Source organism: Klebsiella sp. BDA134-6 (assembly GCF_015601345.1).
GTDB classification, from domain to species: Bacteria; Pseudomonadota; Gammaproteobacteria; order Enterobacterales; family Enterobacteriaceae; genus Klebsiella; species Klebsiella grimontii.
Map to the genome: position 1 here is coordinate 1,976,807 of NZ_CP064784.1, position 19,372 is coordinate 1,996,178.

Here is a 19,372-nt window from a genome sequence, read left to right on the forward strand (position 1 = left end):
TTCAATAGTAGCCTACAGACGCTGCTTAAACTGGTAGTAACGCCCCTGTTCAGCCAGCAGTTCTGCGTGACTACCTTGCTCAATAATCTTCCCGTTGTCCATGACTATTATCTGATTAAAACGCGCCAGTCCACGCAGACGATGGGTCACCATTAATACGGTTTTTTCACGCATCACTTCTGCGAGTAAATCAAGGATTTGGCTTTCGGTCGTCGCATCGAGGCCTTCAGTAGGCTCATCAAGCAGCATGAGCGGGGCGTCGTGAAGCAGGGCGCGGGCGATAGCCAGTCTGCGCAGTTCGCCGCCGGAGAGCTGACGGCCGCCTTCGCCCAGCCAGCTATTCAGGCCGCTATCGTCCAGTAATTTCGCTAAACCGACGCGCTCAAGCATTTCGGCAAGCCGGGCATCGCTGGCGTTCGGGGAAGCCAGCAGCAGGTTATCGCGCAATGTGGCGCTGAACAGGTGCACTCGCTGCGGCACGACGCTCATCGCCTGACGCAGCGTTGCTTCGTTTAGCTGCGCCAGCGGCTGATCGTTGAGTAATATTTCGCCTTCCGCCGGATCCCATGCCCGGGTCAGCAGCTGCAACAGGGTTGATTTACCGCAGCCTGTGCGCCCCAGAATGGCGATATGTTCCCCGGCCTTAACCTGCAATGAAATATTTTCCAGCGCAGGGGAGGGCTGCTGAGGATAGCTGAAGGTAACCTGATTTAAGCTCAACGAGACGCGATCCAGCTTCTGGTCTTTGCCCTGAGCGAAGCAGACTTCCGGCTCTTGCTCGGTGATTTGCGTGATGCGTTTTGCGGAAGCGATCACCTGCCCCAGATGCTGAAATGCGCCAGTAACCGGCGCCAGCGCTTCGAACGCCGCCAGCGCGCAAAAGACAAACAGCGCAATCAGCGCCCCTGGCTGAGTATCGCCGCCAACGCCCGCGGAGGCGAGCCACAGCATAGCGATAACCGCAATACCGCCAATCAGCAGCATCAGCGCCTGAGAGAGCGCGGTCAGTTCCGCCTGGCGACGCTGCGCATCCAGCCAATGCGCTTCTGTTTTTTCCATTTGCCGCCGGTAGCGATCGCTGGCGTTGAACAGCATGAGCTCCGCCTGTCCCTGCAGCCATGAGGTTAACTGCTGGCGATACTGTCCGCGAAGCCGGGTCATGCTTTCACCAGCGGGTTTGCCGGCGCGATAGAACAGCGGCGGCATCACCAGCAGGGTGAGCAGCATAATACCGCCGAGGGTCAGGGCCAGCGTGACGTCCAGCACGCTCAGTCCCACGGTGACGACCAGGATCACCACCAGCGCCCCTACTAGCGGCGATATAACGCGTAGATAGAGATGATCCAGGGTATCGACATCGGCAACCACCCGGTTGAGCAGCTCGCCCTGTCGAAAACGCGCCAGTCCGGCGGGGGAGAGCGGCAGCAGCTTGCTAAAGGTAAAGACCCGCAGGTGCTGCAGGACGCGGAAGGTGGCGTCATGACTGACCAGACGCTCAAAGTAGCGGCCTGCGGTGCGAATAATCGCCGCGCCGCGTACGCCGGCGGCCGGCAGCATATAGTTAAAGCTGTAGATGCCCGCTACGCCAACCACGGCGGATGCCGACAGGAACCAGCCCGACAGCGTTAATAGGCCAATACTGGCCAGCAGCGTCACGATCGCCAACACGATACCGAGCAGCAACAGCCATTTGTGTCGTTTGTAGAGCGCCAGGTAAGGCCACAATGCGCGCATTTAAATCTCCTCCTGACGATGGGCGAGTAGGGTCGCGAAAGGACCGCCTGCGGCCGCCAGCTGCGAATAACTGCCTTGCTCAACAATTTGACCATCCTGCATAACCCAGACGGCATCCCAGTTCGCCAGGCCTTCCAACTGGTGGGTAACCATCAGCGTGGTTTGCTGTGTTGACGCATTGGTCAGCGCCTGCATCACCCGCTGTTCGCTATGCGCGTCAAGGCTGGCCGCTGGTTCGTCCAATAGCAGCAGACGACAGGGCACCAGCAGCGCGCGGGCGACGGCGACGCGCTGGGCCTGCCCGACCGACAGATGACCGGCCTGATCGCCAACAGGCGTATTAATACCCTGCGGCAGAAGGGTGAGGAACTCGCTGACCCAGGCTTTATCCAGCGCAAGCTGCAGTTGGGATTCGGTAGCATCAGGGCAAGAGAGCAGGACATTTTCGCGCAGCGTCGCCGCGGGCAATTGCGGATTTTGCCCAACCCAACTCAGGAGACGGCGCCAGCGGTCGGCGTCCAGGCTCTTTAACTCAACGCCATTGACCCTGAGAGAGCCATCATAGGGAAGAAAACCGGTTAACGTATTCAGCAGCGAGCTCTTGCCCGAGCCGCTTTGTCCAACCAGCACCACACGTTCCCCAGCGCGTAAGGAAAAACTCAGCGGTCCGGCCAGCACTTTTCCTTCGGGAGATTTAATCAGCACGTCGCGAGCTTCAAGGCTTACCATTACGTCATCGCTTAATGCCTTTTCCCCACGCTCTGCCTGCGCCAGCGGCGTTTCCATAAAGGTCTTCAGGCTATCAGCGGCGCCAATAGCCTGCGCTTTAGCATGATAAAAGGTGCCTAAATCGCGCAGCGGCTGGAAAAACTCGGGGGCCAGAATCAGGGCGAGGAAACCGGACATCAACGTCACCCCGGCGCCGTAATGGCCAAAGTTGAGCTCTCCCAAATAGGAGAAGCCAAAGTAAACGGCGACCAGCGCAATAGAGAGCGAGGTGAAAAATTCCAGTACCCCGGAGGAGAGAAACGCCAGGCGCAGTACTTCCATGGTCCGCTGGCGGAAATCCTGAGAGGCTTCGCGTATGTTGTCGGCCTCTGCTTCACCGCGATGAAAAATTCGCAGCGTTTCCATACCGCGCAGGCGATCGAGAAAATGGCCGCTCAACCGCGCCAGAGCGAGAAAGTTGCGTCGGTTGGCATCGGCCGCACCCATCCCAACCAGCGCCATAAACAGCGGAATAAGCGGGGCGGTGCCCAGCAGAATAAGCGCCGCAGCCCAGTTGACCGGGAAAATAGTGATGACAATCAGCAAAGGGATAGAGGCCGCCAGCGTCATCTGCGGCAAATAGCGAGCATAGTAATCATGCATATCGTCGATCTGCTCAAGGATCAGCGTGGCCCAGCTACCGGCGGGTTTCCCCTGTATCCAGGCCGGCCCCGCTTGCTGTAAGCGATCCAGAACCTGACGGCGGATCTCCAGTCGGATATGTTGACCTGCCTGAAACCCCACTTTTTCACGCAGCCAGACCACCCAGGCGCGAAGTACGAAGACCAGCACCAGTAGCGTAAAGGGCAGCAGCAGCGCCGTCGCGGGGATATTTTCCATAATCATGCGGTGAAGGATCCTCGCCAGGAACCAGGCCTGAGCAACGATCAACAGGCCGCTAACGACGCCCAATACTCGGGAAATCATCAACCAGCGACGGGAGATAATGCTTTGATCTTTTAACCAACGGGTTAACTCTTGTTGACGGGTTTTATTCATTGCGCGCTTAGCAGGTGTAGTTATGAGTTTTTTGGGCACGGCAATGTTACAACGGGGCAAAAATAAAGGCGACTTTTCGTCGCCTTCTTTACCTTTGTTACTGACTTGTAAAGATTATTTGCAAGCGTCGGCTAAACCATCCAGATAACGCTCTGCATCCAGCGCAGCCATGCAGCCTGTGCCGGCAGAAGTAATCGCCTGACGATAGATATGATCCATCACGTCGCCAGCGGCGAAAACGCCCGGGATGCTGGTCTGGGTGGCGTTGCCGTGGATGCCGGACTGAACTTTAATGTAGCCGTTTTCGAGCTCCAACTGACCGGCGAAAATTGCCGTATTCGGGCTGTGGCCGATTGCCACGAATAGCCCCGCAACTTCGAGGGATTCCACGTTGTCAGCATTTTGCGTATCGCGCAGACGCAAGCCGCTTACACCCATCTGGTCGCCGGTCACTTCTTCCAACGTACGGTGGGTGTGCAGCACGATATTGCCGCTCTCCACTTTGTCCATCAGGCGTTTGATAAGGATTTTTTCCGCGCGGAAGCCATCACGACGGTGGATCAAATGAACTTCGGAAGCGATGTTAGACAGGTACAGCGCCTCTTCAACAGCCGTATTGCCGCCGCCGATCACCGCGACCTTCTGGTTACGATAGAAGAAACCGTCGCAGGTCGCGCAGGCAGAAACGCCGCGGCCCTTAAACGCGTCTTCCGATGGCAGACCCAGATAGCGCGCTGATGCGCCGGTAGCGATAATCAGGGCATCGCAGGTGTATTCACCGCTGTCGCCCATCAGGCGGAACGGACGGTTTTGCAAGTCGACGCTGTTGATATGATCGAAAATAATTTCGGTTTCAAACTTGGTGGCATGTTCGTGCATGCGTTCCATCAGCAGCGGTCCGGTCAGATCGTTAGGATCGCCTGGCCAGTTTTCCACTTCAGTGGTGGTGGTCAGCTGACCGCCTTTTTCCATTCCGGTAATCAGTACCGGCTGCAGATTTGCGCGCGCTGCGTAGACCGCAGCGGTGTATCCCGCAGGTCCAGAACCAAGAATAAGCAGTTTACTGTGTTTGGCCGTGCCCATGAGATCCTCATAATTTATTGGCATACATGAGCTGGATTGTAGGGAATTTGTTGGCGTAAAAAAAGAGCGTGGCGGTTTTGTTAACGATATGTGCAATAGAAGATGCCGATTAATTGGCGATTTAACGAACGAAGAATATAACTAATTCTACTGTTAGCGAGACAATTATAAGAGGAAAACATGAGAATCAACCGGGGAGGATAATGAATATCTGGCATCTTGTACTAAAAATCGATGTTTTGCTTTGACAATCCCCTGTGCTTTTGCGAAAACATTCATGGAAGAAGAAAAGCAGTGTTTCGCGTGTGGCGAATTTTCATGCACGCAAATGCCATTTTTATCCGGGTTAGCGAAATCTACGCATGGTGTGGACAGACGCCATGCGTGATGTCGGTGGCTGCCGTCAGGCAACGGGCTTCTCACGTACCCCTGGGTTACCCAATGTCGTACGGGTGATAACAGGATGGACTCTGGCAGTGAAGGCTCAGAGTCGGAACAGGAGTAGGGAAGGAATACAGAGAGACAATAATAATGGTAGATAGCAAGAAGCGCCCTGGCAAAGATCTCGACCGCATTGATCGTAATATTTTGAATGAATTGCAAAAAGACGGGCGTATTTCCAACGTCGAGCTTTCTAAACGGGTGGGACTTTCTCCGACGCCTTGCCTTGAGCGCGTGCGTCGACTGGAAAGACAGGGTTTTATTCAGGGCTATACAGCGCTGCTCAACCCGCACTATCTGGATGCATCACTTCTGGTATTTGTTGAGATTACTCTGAATCGTGGCGCGCCGGATGTGTTTGAGCAATTTAACTCCGCTGTGCAAAAACTTGAAGAAATTCAAGAGTGTCATCTGGTTTCCGGGGATTTCGATTACCTGTTGAAAACCCGCGTACCGGATATGTCAGCGTATCGTAAATTACTGGGCGAGACCTTGCTGCGCCTGCCGGGCGTAAATGACACCCGTACCTATGTGGTGATGGAAGAAGTCAAGCAAAGTAATCGTCTGGTAATCAAGACGCGCTAACACGGAACAGGTGCAAAATCGATGTAGTTTGATTACACTCCTGTTAATCCATACAGCAACAGTGCCGGGGAGACCCGGCACTGTTGTCCGTTTTAGCCGAAGGCAGGAAACAGCCTGATACCTGGAGAGCCTTTCTTGAGCCAGGAATACACCGAAGACAAAGAAGTCAAATTCACAAAGCTAAGTAGCGGGCGCCGACTCCTTGAGGCGTTACTCATTCTTTGCTCCCTTTTTGCCATCTGGTTGATGGCGGCCTTACTCAGCTTTAATCCCTCGGATCCTAGCTGGTCACAAACGGCGTGGCATGAGCCTATTCACAATATAGGTGGGACGCCGGGAGCCTGGCTCGCCGATACGCTATTTTTTATTTTTGGCGTAATGGCCTATACCATTCCGGTCATCATTATCGGTGGCTGTTGGTTTGCCTGGCGTCATCAGGAAAACGACGAGTACATCGACTATTTCGCCGTCTCGCTGCGTTTGATTGGCGCGCTGGCGCTGATCCTCACGTCCTGCGGTCTGGCGGCGATTAACGCGGATGATATCTGGTACTTCGCTTCGGGCGGGGTGATCGGCAGCTTACTGAGTACTACCCTGCAACCGCTGCTGCACAGCAGCGGCGGCACAATTGCGCTGCTCTGTATCTGGGCCGCAGGACTGACGCTGTTTACCGGCTGGTCCTGGGTTAGCATTGCTGAAAAACTCGGCGGCGCGATCCTTTCTATTCTCACTTTCGCCAGTAACCGTACCCGTCGTGACGACACCTGGGTCGATGAAGGGGAATATGAAGAAGATGAAGAAGAATATGAAGATGATGAACCTGCGAAGCCGCAGGGTTCTCGACGCGCGCGGATTTTACGCAGCGCCTTAGCTCGCCGCCAGCGTCTGGCTGAGAAGTTCTCTAATCCGATGGGGCGTAAGACCGATGCGGCGCTATTCTCGGGTAAACGGATGGATGACGCCGAAGACGAGGTCCAGTACAGCGCCGGCGGTGCGCCTGTTGCCGCTGACGATGTGCTTTTTTCTGGCTCCAGCGCAGCGCGTCCGGCAAATGCTGATGATGTTCTGTTCTCCGGCGTCAGTGCGGCACGTCCCGGCGATTTTGACCCCTACGATCCTCTGTTAAACGGTCATAGCATTGCCGATCCGGTGGCTTTGGCCGCGCAGGATACCGCTGCGCCGCAGGCATGGTCTGAACCGCGGCCAGGGTATGAGGCTCCGCCAGCCTATCATCAGGAACAGGCCCCGGTACAGCAGCCAGCATATCAGCCAGCACCGGCTTACCCGCCGCAGCATGTGTACCAGCCGGAACAGGCCCCGGTACAGCAGCCAGCGTATCAGCCTGAACCGGTTTACCACCCACAGCATGCCTATCAGCCGGAGCAGGCGCCTGCTCAGCAGCCCGCTTATCAGCCCGAACCGGCTTACCCGCCGCAGCATGCCTATCAGCCGGCGCAGGCTCCTGTTCAGCAGCCTGCTTATCAGCCCGAACCTGCTTACCCGCCGCAGCATGCCTATCAGCCGGAGCAGGTTCCTGTTCAGCAGCCCGCTTATCAGCCTGAACCGGCTTACCCGCCGCAGCATGCCTATCAGCCGGAGCAGGCTCCTGTTGAGCAGCCTGCTTATCAGCCTGAACCGGCTTACCCGCCGCAGCACGCGTACCAGCCGGAACAGGCCCCGGTACAGCAGCCTGAGCCTTACGCCGCCTCCATTGAGCCTGAGCCTCCGCAAGAGGAGGTGAAGCCTCAGCGTCCGCCGATGTACTACTTCGAAGAAGTGGAAGAGAAACGCGCGCGTGAACGCGAGCAGCTTGCCGCATGGTATCAGCCGATTCCGGAGCCGGTCAGTCCGGTTGCGACAAAACCGATCTCGCCTCCGCCTGCTCCGGCGGCTGATGTTGCCGCGGTGAGCGCGCTGGCGTCTGGCGTCCATCAGGCCACCGGGGCGGCCTCTGCTAGCGCCGCCGCGGCATCTGCCGCATCCAGCGCCGCGCCGCTGTTTAGCCCGGCGTCGGGCGGTCCGCGAGCGCAGGTAAAAGAGGGCATAGGCCCGAAATTGCCGCGTCCAAACCGCGTTCGTGTGCCCACGCGCCGTGAGCTGGCTTCCTATGGCATTAAGCTGCCTTCGCAACGGTTGGCTGAAGAACGTGCGCGTCAGGCAGAGCATCAGCACTATGATGACGATGCGCTGACGGACGAGGAAGTAGCAGAGCTTGAGCAGGGTGAGCTGGCGCGTCAGTTCGCGGCTGCGCAAAATCAGCGCTATGGCGATAGCTACGCTGCGGAAGAGGATGATGTAGACGAGGATTCTGCCGCTGAAGCCGAACTTGCTCGTCAGTTTGCCGCTTCCCAGCAGCAGCGCTACGCCAGCGAGCAGCCGCCGGGATCGCATCCGTTCTCTGCGGCGGATTATGAATTCTCACCAATGAAAACGTTAGTTGATGATACGCCGAGCGAGCCTGTCTTCACGCCGTTGCCGGAAGTACAGCAGCCTGCCCCGCAGTATCAGCAGCCTGCCCAGCATTCGCAGCCCGTACAGCAGCCGATGCCGCACCCGCAGATGCCTCAGCCGCCGCAATATACGCAGCAGCAGGCTTATCAATCCGTACAGCAGCAGCCTGTTCACCATCAGCCGATGCCGCAGCAGGCTCCTGGCAGCTATCCGCAGCAGCAGGCTCCGCAGCAGCCGATCCCGCAGCCGCAGGAAAGTCTCATTCACCCGCTACTGATGCGCAATGGCGACAGTCGCCCGTTACAGAAGCCGACGACGCTGCTGCCCTCGCTTGACCTGCTCACGCCGCCACCGGCTGAAGTTGAGCCGATCGATACCTTCGCCCTTGAGCAAATGGCGCGTTTGGTTGAAGCTCGTCTGGCCGATTTCCGCATTAAAGCCGACGTGGTGAACTACTCACCAGGCCCGGTCATCACCCGCTTTGAGCTAAACCTGGCTCCAGGGGTAAAAGCGGCGCGGATTTCCAACCTGTCGCGCGATCTGGCGCGCTCACTGTCCACGGCGGCGGTCCGTGTGGTGGAAGTTATTCCGGGTAAACCTTACGTTGGCCTGGAGTTGCCTAACAAAAAGCGCCAGACCGTTTACCTGCGCGAAGTGCTGGATAATGCCAAATTCCGCGATAATCCTTCACCGCTCACGGTGGTCCTCGGTAAAGACATCGCGGGCGAACCTGTCACCGCCGATCTGGCGAAGATGCCGCACCTGCTGGTGGCGGGTACTACCGGTTCCGGTAAGTCTGTTGGGGTCAACGCCATGATCCTGAGCATGCTTTACAAAGCGCAGCCGGAAGATGTGAAGTTCATCATGATTGACCCGAAAATGCTCGAGCTGTCGGTCTATGAGGGAATACCGCATCTGTTGACGGAAGTTGTGACGGATATGAAAGATGCGGCCAACGCTTTGCGCTGGAGCGTTAACGAGATGGAGCGCCGATATAAACTCATGTCCGCGCTAGGCGTACGTAATCTCGCAGGTTATAACGAGAAGATTGCCGAAGCCGCGCGGATGGGACGACCCATTCCGGATCCTTACTGGAAGCCCGGCGACAGTATGGATGCGACGCATCCGGTACTGAAAAAAGAGCCTTATATCGTGGTGCTGGTCGACGAATTTGCCGACCTGATGATGACCGTCGGCAAGAAAGTGGAAGAGCTGATTGCGCGTCTGGCGCAGAAAGCGCGCGCTGCAGGTATCCACCTGGTGCTGGCGACCCAGCGACCGTCGGTTGACGTTATCACCGGCCTGATTAAAGCCAACATCCCGACGCGTATCGCCTTTACCGTATCGAGTAAAATTGACTCGCGGACCATCCTTGACCAGGGCGGCGCGGAGTCTCTGCTGGGGATGGGCGATATGCTCTACTCCGCGCCTAACTCGACGATCCCGGTGCGCGTGCACGGCGCTTTTGTACGTGACGAGGAAGTTCACGCTGTCGTCCAGGACTGGAAGGCGCGCGGGCGTCCGCAGTATGTTGATGGCATCACCTCCGATAGCGAAAGCGAAGGCGGCGGTGGTGGCTATGAAGGTGGTGAAGAGCTCGATCCGCTGTTCGATCAGGCCGTCAACTTTGTGACGGAGAAACGTAAGGCCTCCATATCCGGGGTGCAGCGTCAGTTCCGTATTGGTTATAACCGCGCCGCGCGTATCATTGAGCAAATGGAAGCTCAGGGTATCGTGAGCGAGCAGGGTCATAACGGTAACCGTGAAGTGCTGGCTCCGCCGCCTTTTGAGTAACCGCAAAGTTGGGTAAATAAGTGAAAATCAGCCTGTTCTGCTGTTTTACCGCCGTTGGCCGTTCTACATTAGCAGCAGATCAGGCTCCCGCGTCGGGAGTGACGCACATTAAGGAATAACAATGAAAAAACTCGCAATCACCTGTGCATTACTGTCCAGTTTTGTCGTCAGCCAGGTATGGGCGGACGCCGCCAGCGATTTAAAAAGCCGCCTTGATAAAGTGAGCAGCTTCCACTCCAGCTTTACGCAGAAAGTGACGGACGGCAGCGGCAACGCCGTGCAGGACGGGCAGGGAGACCTGTGGGTCAAGCGACCAAATTTGTTCAACTGGCATATGACCCAGCCGGATGAAAGCGTGCTGGTTTCCGATGGCAAAACGCTGTGGTTCTACAACCCCTTTGTTGAGCAGGCTACCGCCACCTGGCTGAAAGATGCGACCAGCAACACGCCGTTTATGCTGATTGCCCGCAACCAGGCCAGCGACTGGCAGAACTACAACATTAAGCAGAACGGCGATGATTTTGTTCTGACGCCGAAAAACGGTAGCGGCAATCTGAAGCAGTTCACCATTAACGTGGGTCGTGACGGCACGATTCATCAGTTCAGCGCCGTGGAGCAGGACGATCAACGCAGCAGCTATCAACTGAAGTCGCAACAAAATGGTGCCGTGGATGCATCTAAGTTCACCTTTACGCCGCCGCAAGGGGTTACGGTGGACGATCAACGTAAGTAGAGGCGAACGTGAGCAATCTGTCGCTCGATTTTTCCGACAACGCGTTTCAACCCCTGGCCGCACGCATGCGGCCAGAAAATTTAGCGCAGTACATTGGTCAGCAGCATCTGCTGGCGCCGGGTAAACCCTTACCGCGGGCGATTGAAGCCGGTCATCTGCACTCCATGATCCTTTGGGGGCCGCCAGGGACGGGGAAAACCACGCTGGCTGAGGTGATTGCGCGCTATGCCAGCGCCGACGTTGAACGTATTTCAGCGGTGACCTCCGGTGTTAAAGAGATCCGCGAGGCCATTGAACGCGCGCGACAAAACCGCAACGCGGGTCGCCGCACAATTCTGTTTGTCGACGAAGTGCACCGTTTCAATAAAAGCCAGCAGGATGCCTTTCTGCCGCATATTGAAGACGGAACCATCACCTTTATCGGCGCGACGACGGAAAACCCCTCCTTTGAACTCAATTCCGCGCTGTTATCCCGCGCGCGCGTCTATCTGCTGAAGTCGCTGACCAGCGATGATATCGAGCAGGTGCTCAACCAGGCGATGAGCGATAAAACGCGCGGCTACGGCGGGCAAAATATCGTTCTGCCGGACGAGACGCGTAAGGCCATCGCCGACCTTGTCAACGGCGATGCGCGCCGGGCGCTGAATACCCTGGAAATGATGGCCGATATGGCCGAGGCCGAGGCCTCCGGCAATCGCGTGCTGAAAGTTGAACTGCTGACTGAAATTGCCGGTGAACGCAGCGCGCGTTTCGACAACAAAGGCGATCGCTTTTACGATTTAATCTCCGCCCTGCACAAATCGGTTCGCGGCAGCGCCCCGGACGCCGCCCTTTACTGGTACGCGCGGATTATTACCGCCGGCGGCGATCCGCTCTACGTAGCGCGCCGTTGTCTGGCGATTGCGTCGGAAGATGTCGGCAATGCCGATCCGCGCGCGATGCAGGTTGCGATCTCCGCCTGGGACTGCTTTACCCGGGTCGGACCGGCGGAAGGCGAGCGAGCGATTGCTCAGGCCATTGTTTATCTTGCCTGCGCGCCGAAAAGCAACGCGGTCTATACCGCGTTTAAAGCGGCGATGGCCGATGCCCGCGAACGGCCCGATTACGACGTTCCGGTACATTTACGCAATGCCCCAACGAAGTTAATGAAGGAGATGGGCTACGGGCAGGAGTATCGCTATGCCCATGATGAACCGAATGCCTACGCCGCCGGAGAGCAGTACTTCCCGCAGGAAATGGCGCAAACGCGCTATTATAAGCCGACAAACCGGGGGCTGGAGGGCAAAATAGGCGAAAAGCTCGCCTGGTTAACCGAACAGGATCAAAATAGCCCGATAAAACGCTACCGATAATTGAGGCGTTGCGGTAAGGTTGTCACACTATTTCCGTGGTCGCGCTCTGCGGCCATTTTTCTTTATTAATTCGATAAGCACAGGATAAGCATGCTCGATCCCAATCTGCTGCGTACCGAGCCAGACGCAGTCGCAGAAAAACTGGCACGCCGGGGCTTTAAGCTGGATGTAGATAAACTTCGCGCTCTGGAAGAGCGTCGTAAAGTTCTGCAGGTTCAAACTGAAAACCTGCAGGCGGAGCGTAACTCCCGATCGAAATCCATTGGCCAGGCGAAAGCGCGCGGGGAAGATATTGAGCCATTACGCCTGGAAGTGAACAAACTCGGCGAGCAGCTTGATGCCGCTAAGACCGAGTTGGACGCGCTGCTGGCTGAAATCCGCGATATCGCGCTGACCATCCCTAACATTCCGCACGATGACGTTCCGGCCGGCCGCGACGAAAATGACAACGTTGAAGTCAGTCGCTGGGGTACGCCGCGCGAGTTTGATTTTGACGTTCGCGATCACGTGACGCTGGGCGAAATGCACGGAGGGCTGGATTTTGCCGCCGCCGTGAAGCTGACCGGTTCTCGTTTTGTGGTCATGAAGGGCCAGCTGGCACGTCTGCACCGCGCGCTGGCGCAGTTTATGCTGGATCTGCATACCGAACAGCACGGCTACAGCGAAAACTACGTCCCGTATCTGGTTAACCAGGACACGCTGTACGGTACCGGCCAACTGCCTAAATTCGCCGGCGACCTGTTCCATACCCGTCCGCTTGAAGAAGAAGCCGACAGCAGCAACTACGCGCTGATTCCGACGGCGGAAGTTCCGCTGACCAACCTGGTGCGCGATGAAATCATTGATGAAGACGATCTGCCGATCAAAATGACTGCGCATACGCCGTGCTTCCGCTCTGAAGCCGGATCCTATGGCCGCGATACCCGCGGGTTGATCCGTATGCATCAGTTCGACAAAGTCGAAATGGTGCAGATTGTACGTCCGGAAGATTCCATGGCGGCGCTGGAAGAGATGACTGGCCACGCCGAGAAAGTGCTGCAGCTGCTGGGTCTGCCGTATCGTAAAGTGGCTCTGTGCACGGGCGATATGGGCTTCAGCGCATGCAAAACCTACGATCTTGAAGTGTGGGTACCGGCGCAGGATACCTATCGTGAGATCTCTTCCTGCTCTAACGTTTGGGATTTCCAGGCGCGTCGTATGCAGGCGCGCTGCCGAAGCAAGTCTGACAAGAAAACTCGCCTCGTACACACGCTGAACGGTTCTGGCCTGGCGGTTGGTCGTACGCTGGTCGCGGTGATGGAAAACTATCAGCAGGCGGATGGTCGCATTGCGATCCCGGAAGTCCTACGCCCATATATGCGCGGCCTTGAGTTTATCGGCTGATTTTTCGACTCTTTTCTCAAAAGCGCCTGCGGGCGCTTTTTTTTTACCCCCTTCTTGATACCGGGCAATAATCGACTTCTCGATTACGCAGATACTCCCTTTGGATTAACCAGCATAAAAAACTAATAAAGTCTAATTTCGCTATATATCAAACTATATAGCGGATTTAAGTTAATTGTGAGCAACCAAAGCGAGTATCTATGAAAACCAAAACCCCCGATGCTTTACTGGCTGCCGAGGTGAGCCGGCGTGGTTTAATGAAAACCACGGCGATTGGCGGGCTGGCAATGGCCAGCAGCGCTTTTACCTTACCCTTCACGCGCATTGCCTACGCTGCGGATAGCCTGAGTCCCGCCAGCGAAACCGTTACCTGGAGCGCCTGTACGGTTAACTGCGGTAGCCGCTGTCCGCTGCGGATGCATGTTGTCGATGGTGAGATCAAATATGTAGAAACAGATAATACCGGCGATGATAGCTACGACGGCCTGCATCAGGTTCGCGCCTGTCTGCGCGGCCGCTCGATGCGTCGACGCGTCTACAACCCGGACCGCCTGAAATATCCGATGAAGCGCGTAGGCAAACGCGGCGAGGGCAAATTCGAGAAAATCAGCTGGGAAGAAGCGTTCGATACTATCGCCAGCAATATGCAGCGCCTGATAAAAGAGTACGGCAATGAGTCCATCTATCTGAACTATGGAACGGGTACCCTCGGTGGAACTTTGACTCGCTCATGGCCACCGGGAAAAACTCTGATTGCCCGCCTGATGAACTGCTGTGGCGGCTATCTCAACCATTATGGCGACTACTCCACAGCGCAAATCGCCGCTGGCCTGAACTACACCTACGGCGGCTGGGCCGATGGCAATAGCCCGTCGGATATCGAAAACAGCAAGCTGGTGGTGCTGTTTGGCAACAACCCCGGGGAAACCCGGATGAGCGGCGGTGGGGTAACCTATTACCTGGAGCAGGCGCGGGAGAAATCCAACGCCAGGCTGATTATTATCGATCCACGCTATACCGACACTGGTGCCGGACGCGAAGACGAGTGGATCCCTATTCGCCCGGGAACCGACGCCGCGCTGGTCTCCGCGCTGGCGTGGGTGATGATTACCGAAGACCTCGTTGACCAGCCTTTCCTCGACAAGTACTGCGTAGGCTACGACGAGAAAACGCTGCCGGAAGGCGCGCCAGCCAATGGCCACTATAAGGCGTATATTCTCGGCCAGGGCAAAGACGGTATCGCGAAGACCCCAGAGTGGGCGTCGACGATTACCGGCATTCCCCAGGCGCGTATCGTGCAGCTGGCGCGCGAAATCGCCAGCGCTAAACCTGCCTATATTTCTCAGGGATGGGGTCCGCAGCGCCATGCCAACGGCGAGCTGGTTTCCCGCGCGATCTCCATGCTGGCGATCTTAACCGGCAACGTCGGGATCAACGGCGGGAATACCGGCGCGCGTGAAGGCTCTTACTCGCTGCCGTTTGAGCGCATGCCGACGCTGGATAACCCGGTTGAAACCAGTATTTCCATGTTTATGTGGACCGATGCGATTGAGCGCGGAGCGGAAATGACCGCACTGCGCGACGGCGTGCGCGGCAAAGATAAGCTTGACGTCCCCATCAAAATGGTCTGGAACTATGCCGGTAACTGCCTGATCAACCAACATTCAGAAATCAACCGTACCCATGACATCCTCCAGGATGACAAGAAGTGCGAGATGATTGTGGTCATTGATTGCCATATGACCTCGTCTGCGAAATATGCCGATATTCTGCTGCCGGACTGTACGGCTTCGGAGCAGATGGATTTTGCCCTCGATGCCTCCTGCGGCAACATGTCCTACGTGATTTTTGCCGACCAGGCCATCAAACCACGTTTTGAGTGCAAAACCATCTATGAGATGACGACGGAGCTGGCGAAGCGCATGGGCGTTGAGCAACGCTTCACCGAAGGCCGCACTCAGGAAGAGTGGCTGCGTCACCTCTATGAGCAATCCCGTAAAGCGATCCCGGCGCTACTGCCGTTTGATGAATTCCGCAAGCAGGGGATCTTCAAACAGCGCGATCCGGAAGGCCACCACGTTGCCTATAAGGCTTTCCGCGAAGATCCCGCCGCCAATCCGTTAACGACGCCGTCAGGGAAAATTGAAATTTACTCTGCGCAGCTGGCGGAAATCGCAGGGACCTGGGAGCTGAAAGAAGAGGATGTTATCGACCCGCTGCCGATCTACAGCCCTGGGTTTGAAAATTATGACGATCCGCTGGCTAAAAAATATCCGCTGCAGCTGACCGGCTTTCACTACAAAGCCCGTACTCACTCCACCTACGGCAACGTTGACGTGCTGAAAGCCGCATGCCGTCAGGAGATGTGGATCAACCCACTTGATGCACAGAAACGCGGTATCGCCAATGGCGATCGGATCCGCATTTTTAACGATCGCGGTGAAGTGCATATCGAAGCCAAAGTGACCCCGCGGATGATACCGGGCGTGGTCGCGCTGGGTGAGGGGGCCTGGTATAACCCGGACGCCGGTCGCGTGGATCAGGCTGGCAGCATTAACGTGCTGACCACCCAACGCCCATCGCCGCTGGCGAAAGGTAATCCATCGCATACCAACCTCGTCCAGGTTGAAAAGCTGTAAGGAGTAACCGATGACAACTCAATATGGATTTTTTATTGATTCCGCCCGTTGCACCGGTTGCAAAACCTGCGAACTGGCATGCAAAGACTACAAAAACCTCACGCCGGAGGTGAGTTTCCGTCGTATTTACGAATACGCGGGCGGCGATTGGCAGGAAGATAACGGCGTCTGGCAGCAGAACGTGTTTGCCTATTACCTCTCTATCGCCTGCAACCATTGTGAGGATCCGGCCTGCACCAAAGTTTGCCCGAGCGGGGCGATGCATAAACGTGAAGATGGCTTTGTGGTCGTGGATGAAGAGGTATGTATCGGCTGTCGCTATTGCCATATGGCCTGCCCGTACGGCGCGCCGCAGTACAATGCGACAAAAGGTCATATGACCAAATGCGACGGCTGCCACGAGCGCGTAGCCGATGGCAAAAAGCCGATTTGCGTAGAGTCCTGTCCGCTCCGCGCGCTTGATTTTGGCCCGATTGAAGAGTTGCGTAAAAAACACGGACAGCTGGCTGCCGTTGCGCCGCTGCCTTCGGCCCACTTCACTAAACCAAGTATTGTGATTAAACCTAACGCCAACAGCCGTCCGTGTGGAGATACCACCGGCTATCTGGCTAACCCGAAGGAGGTGTGAGATGGGGAGTGGATGGCATGAATGGCCGCTGATTATTTTCACGGTCTTTGGTCAGTGTGTAGTGGGCGGCTTTATTGTACTGGCTCTGGCGCTCATGAAAGGAGACTTATCGCGTGAACAGCAGCAGCGCGTGGTGGTGAGTATGTTTGGCCTGTGGGTGCTGATGGGCGTAGGCTTTATTGCCTCCACCCTGCATCTTGGGTCGCCAATGCGCGCGTTTAACTCGCTCAATCGAGTAGGGGCCTCGTCGCTCAGTAATGAAATCGCCAGCGGGGCGCTTTTCTTTGCTGTCGGAGGTATTGGCTGGCTTCTGGCGGCGCTCAATAAGCTACCGGCGGGACTGCGTCATCTCTGGCTGGTTATTACCATGGTGCTGGGGGTTATCTTTGTCTGGATGATGGTCCGCGTCTATAACACTATTGATACGGTCCCCACCTGGTATACGGTCTGGACGCCGTTGAGTTTCTTCTTGACGATGTTTATCGGCGGTCCGCTGCTGGGGTATCTGCTGCTGCGCGTTGCGGACGTTACCGGATGGGCTATGCGCCTGTTGCCGGCGGTGACCCTGCTGGCGCTGGTGATTAGTGCGATCGTAGCGCTAATGCAGGGAAGCGAGCTAGCGACAATTCATAGCTCCATCCAGCAAGCTTCCGCGCTGGTGCCGGACTACGGCGCGCTAATGGCCTGGCGTCTGGTTGCGCTGGCGTTGGCGCTGGTCTGCTGGATCGCCCCGCAGCTCAAAGGCTATCAGCCCGCATTGCCGATGCTGGTGCTGGCTTTTGTGTTGATACTGGTTGGCGAGATGATCGGCCGCGGCGTCTTCTACGGCCTGCATATGACCGTAGGGATGGCAATCGCCAGCTAACGCCCTTTATCGCGCCAGAATAATGCTTTCTGGCGCGATAAAAAGTGCTGTCGATTCATGAAATATTTCTACCGATACTCCCACCTCATTTTCCTAATAAATTAATAAAAACAATGGAATAATATAAACAACTATTCTGTTGTCGATCCGCTGGATAAAAAACTTCTATCGTACGCCCGCAAACCGCGTCACGCCTGATTTCAGGTGGATTGACAATGTTTACAGCAGTGGCATGATGCGCACGAAATCTGAACTCCATCACGGTTTATATCCATGACCATCTACACCCGGCCAGTGCAAATGTTGCTCTGTGGCCTGCTTCTGTTGACCCTGGCGATAGCGGTTTTAAATACGCTCGTCCCGCTTTGGCTCGCCCATGAAAATATGCCGACCTGGCAGGTCGGAATGGTAGGGTCGTCCTACTTCACCGGTAATCTGGTGGGGACATTGCTCGCCGGATGGGTGATTAAGCGTCTGGGTTTTAATCGTAGTTATTATCTGGCATCCATTATTTTTGCCGTGGGCTGCGTTGGTCTCGGCATTACGCTTGGCTTCTGGAGCTGGTTCAGCTGGCGCTTTATTGCGGGCGTCGGCTGCGCGATGATTTGGGTGGTGGTGGAGAGCGCGCTGGTCTGTAGCGGCACTTCGCGGAGCCGCGGTCGCCTGCTGGCGGCGTATATGATGATTTATTACGTTGGCACGGTGCTGGGCCAGTTAATGGTCAGCAAACTGCCGACTGATTTGATGAGCGTCCTGCCGTGGGTGACGGCGCTGGCTCTGGCGGCCATTCTGCCGCTGCTGTTTGCTCGCGTGACGACTCAGGGCGATGAGCCGCACGAACCGGCGCGTATCTGGCCAATGTTAAGGCTGCGTCAGGCCCGTCACGGGGTCAATGGCTGCATTATTTCCGGTATCGTGCTCGGTTCGCTGTATGGCCTGATGCCGCTGTGGCTTAACCACCAGGGCGTCAGCGATTCCGGCATCGGCTTCTGGATGGCGGTGATGGTGAGCGCAGGCATCGTTGGGCAGTGGCCGATTGGTCGGCTCGCCGATCGCTACGGCCGCCTGCTGGTTCTGCGCGTTCAGGTGTTTGTGGTAATTCTCGGCTGTCTGGCGATGTTAAGCCAGGCCGCAATGGCGCCTGCGCTATTCGTGCTGGGCGCTTCCGGCTTCACGCTCTATCCGGTCGCTATGGCCTGGGCGTGCGAAAAAGTGGAGCGCCATCAGCTGGTGGCGATGAACCAGGCGCTGTTAATGAGCTATACCGTGGGCAGCCTGCTTGGGCCAACGCTGACCGCGATGCTGATGCAGAATTTCTCTGACAATCTGCTGTTTATCATGATAGCCAGCGTGTCCTTCATCTACCTGCTGACGCTGCTGCGCAAAGCGGGGCATCATCCTACGCCGGTGGCTCACGCCTGATTTTGGTCGAAAATAGCCAGGAGAGATGTCCCTGGCTATCGATTAATGCGAAGCGAGAAGCGCTTCAAACTGGGCCTGATTGTGGATCTCGGTGAATCGCCGTAGTCTCTCCCCCTCATCCAGCCAGCAGACTAACCGCTGGATAGTCTGGATATGCTGTTCGCTATCAGCCGCCGCCAGTACGACTATCAGCCGAATGCCGGGATGCTCCGGAAAATCAACGGCCTCGCGACAGCAAAGCAGCGAAAGCGCGCTGTTTCTGCTCAGCACTCCGGCTTCCGGACGCGCGTGCGGTAGCGCAAACCCCGGGCTCAATATATACCAGGGACCATCCTGCTCCGTGGCGCTGATAATAGCCCTGGCATAGCCTCCGGTGATTTTTCCCTGCTGCTCAAGCGGTCGACAGGCGAGCTGAACGGCGCTGCGCCAGTTCAGGCTGTCGCTGGAGAACTGACAGGCGGAAAATAGCGTCTCTTCCATATATATTCCCTTTAC

At 56.5% G+C, this 19,372-nt stretch carries 13 protein-coding genes; 9 read left to right on the forward strand and 4 right to left on the reverse strand.

The genetic code is table 11. The features are described 5' to 3' along the window. Window positions 1-12: 12 nt before the first annotated feature. The 3 genes from cydC to trxB form a co-directional block, all read right to left on the reverse strand. A complete protein-coding gene (gene cydC / locus IYV58_RS09075) occupies window positions 13-1,734 on the reverse strand; it encodes a heme ABC transporter ATP-binding protein/permease CydC (protein ID WP_195729531.1) in 1,722 nt (573 codons plus the stop codon). After that, window positions 1,735-3,501, reverse strand: a complete 1,767-nt coding sequence (cydD, locus tag IYV58_RS09080; RefSeq protein ID WP_195729532.1) for a heme ABC transporter permease/ATP-binding protein CydD — start codon at window positions 3,499-3,501, stop codon at window positions 1,735-1,737. Window positions 3,502-3,615: 114 nt separating this feature from the next. Next, on the reverse strand, window positions 3,616-4,584 hold the full coding sequence (gene trxB, locus IYV58_RS09085) for a thioredoxin-disulfide reductase (RefSeq protein ID WP_004130907.1): 969 nt from the start codon (window positions 4,582-4,584) through the stop codon (window positions 3,616-3,618). 531 nt (window positions 4,585-5,115) lie between these two features. On the opposite strand from trxB, the gene lrp reads away from it, so the two are divergent. From lrp to IYV58_RS09130, 9 genes are all read left to right on the forward strand, one after another. Continuing rightward, window positions 5,116-5,610 carry a leucine-responsive transcriptional regulator Lrp gene (lrp, locus tag IYV58_RS09090; RefSeq protein WP_002439523.1) on the forward strand — a complete coding sequence of 165 codons (495 nt, stop codon included), beginning with the start codon at window positions 5,116-5,118 and terminating at the stop codon, window positions 5,608-5,610. A 135-nt stretch (window positions 5,611-5,745) separates the two neighbouring features. Beyond that, complete coding sequence (gene ftsK / locus IYV58_RS09095; protein ID WP_112165344.1) at window positions 5,746-9,855, forward strand: DNA translocase FtsK; 4,110 nt, start codon at window positions 5,746-5,748, stop codon at window positions 9,853-9,855. Between the two features lie 121 nt (window positions 9,856-9,976). Then, window positions 9,977-10,588: an outer membrane lipoprotein periplasmic chaperone LolA gene (lolA, locus tag IYV58_RS09100; protein WP_004130911.1), complete on the forward strand. Its 612-nt coding sequence runs from the start codon at window positions 9,977-9,979 to the stop codon at window positions 10,586-10,588. An 8-nt stretch (window positions 10,589-10,596) separates the two neighbouring features. Beyond that, window positions 10,597-11,940, forward strand: coding sequence for a replication-associated recombination protein RarA (gene rarA, locus IYV58_RS09105; RefSeq protein ID WP_004130913.1), 1,344 nt, complete (start codon window positions 10,597-10,599; stop codon window positions 11,938-11,940). 90 nt (window positions 11,941-12,030) lie between these two features. Beyond that, entirely contained in the window at window positions 12,031-13,323 is a 1,293-nt protein-coding gene (gene serS, locus IYV58_RS09110; RefSeq protein ID WP_004130915.1) for a serine--tRNA ligase, read from the forward strand. 200 nt (window positions 13,324-13,523) lie between these two features. Beyond that, window positions 13,524-15,962: a dimethylsulfoxide reductase subunit A gene (gene dmsA / locus IYV58_RS09115; protein ID WP_139529727.1), complete on the forward strand. Its 2,439-nt coding sequence runs from the start codon at window positions 13,524-13,526 to the stop codon at window positions 15,960-15,962. Between the two features lie 10 nt (window positions 15,963-15,972). Then, a complete protein-coding gene (locus IYV58_RS09120) occupies window positions 15,973-16,590 on the forward strand; it encodes a DMSO/selenate family reductase complex B subunit (protein ID WP_004130920.1) in 618 nt (205 codons plus the stop codon). 1 nt (window position 16,591) lies between these two features. Continuing rightward, complete coding sequence (locus IYV58_RS09125) at window positions 16,592-17,455, forward strand: dimethyl sulfoxide reductase anchor subunit family protein (protein WP_049113363.1); 864 nt, start codon at window positions 16,592-16,594, stop codon at window positions 17,453-17,455. A gap of 273 nt (window positions 17,456-17,728) precedes the next feature. Then, window positions 17,729-18,877: an MFS transporter gene (locus IYV58_RS09130; protein WP_049113364.1), complete on the forward strand. Its 1,149-nt coding sequence runs from the start codon at window positions 17,729-17,731 to the stop codon at window positions 18,875-18,877. A gap of 42 nt (window positions 18,878-18,919) precedes the next feature. On the opposite strand, the gene IYV58_RS09135 is transcribed toward IYV58_RS09130, so the two are convergent. Next, complete coding sequence (locus IYV58_RS09135; RefSeq protein WP_004130923.1) at window positions 18,920-19,357, reverse strand: PTS sugar transporter subunit IIA; 438 nt, start codon at window positions 19,355-19,357, stop codon at window positions 18,920-18,922. Window positions 19,358-19,372: the final 15 nt, after the last annotated feature.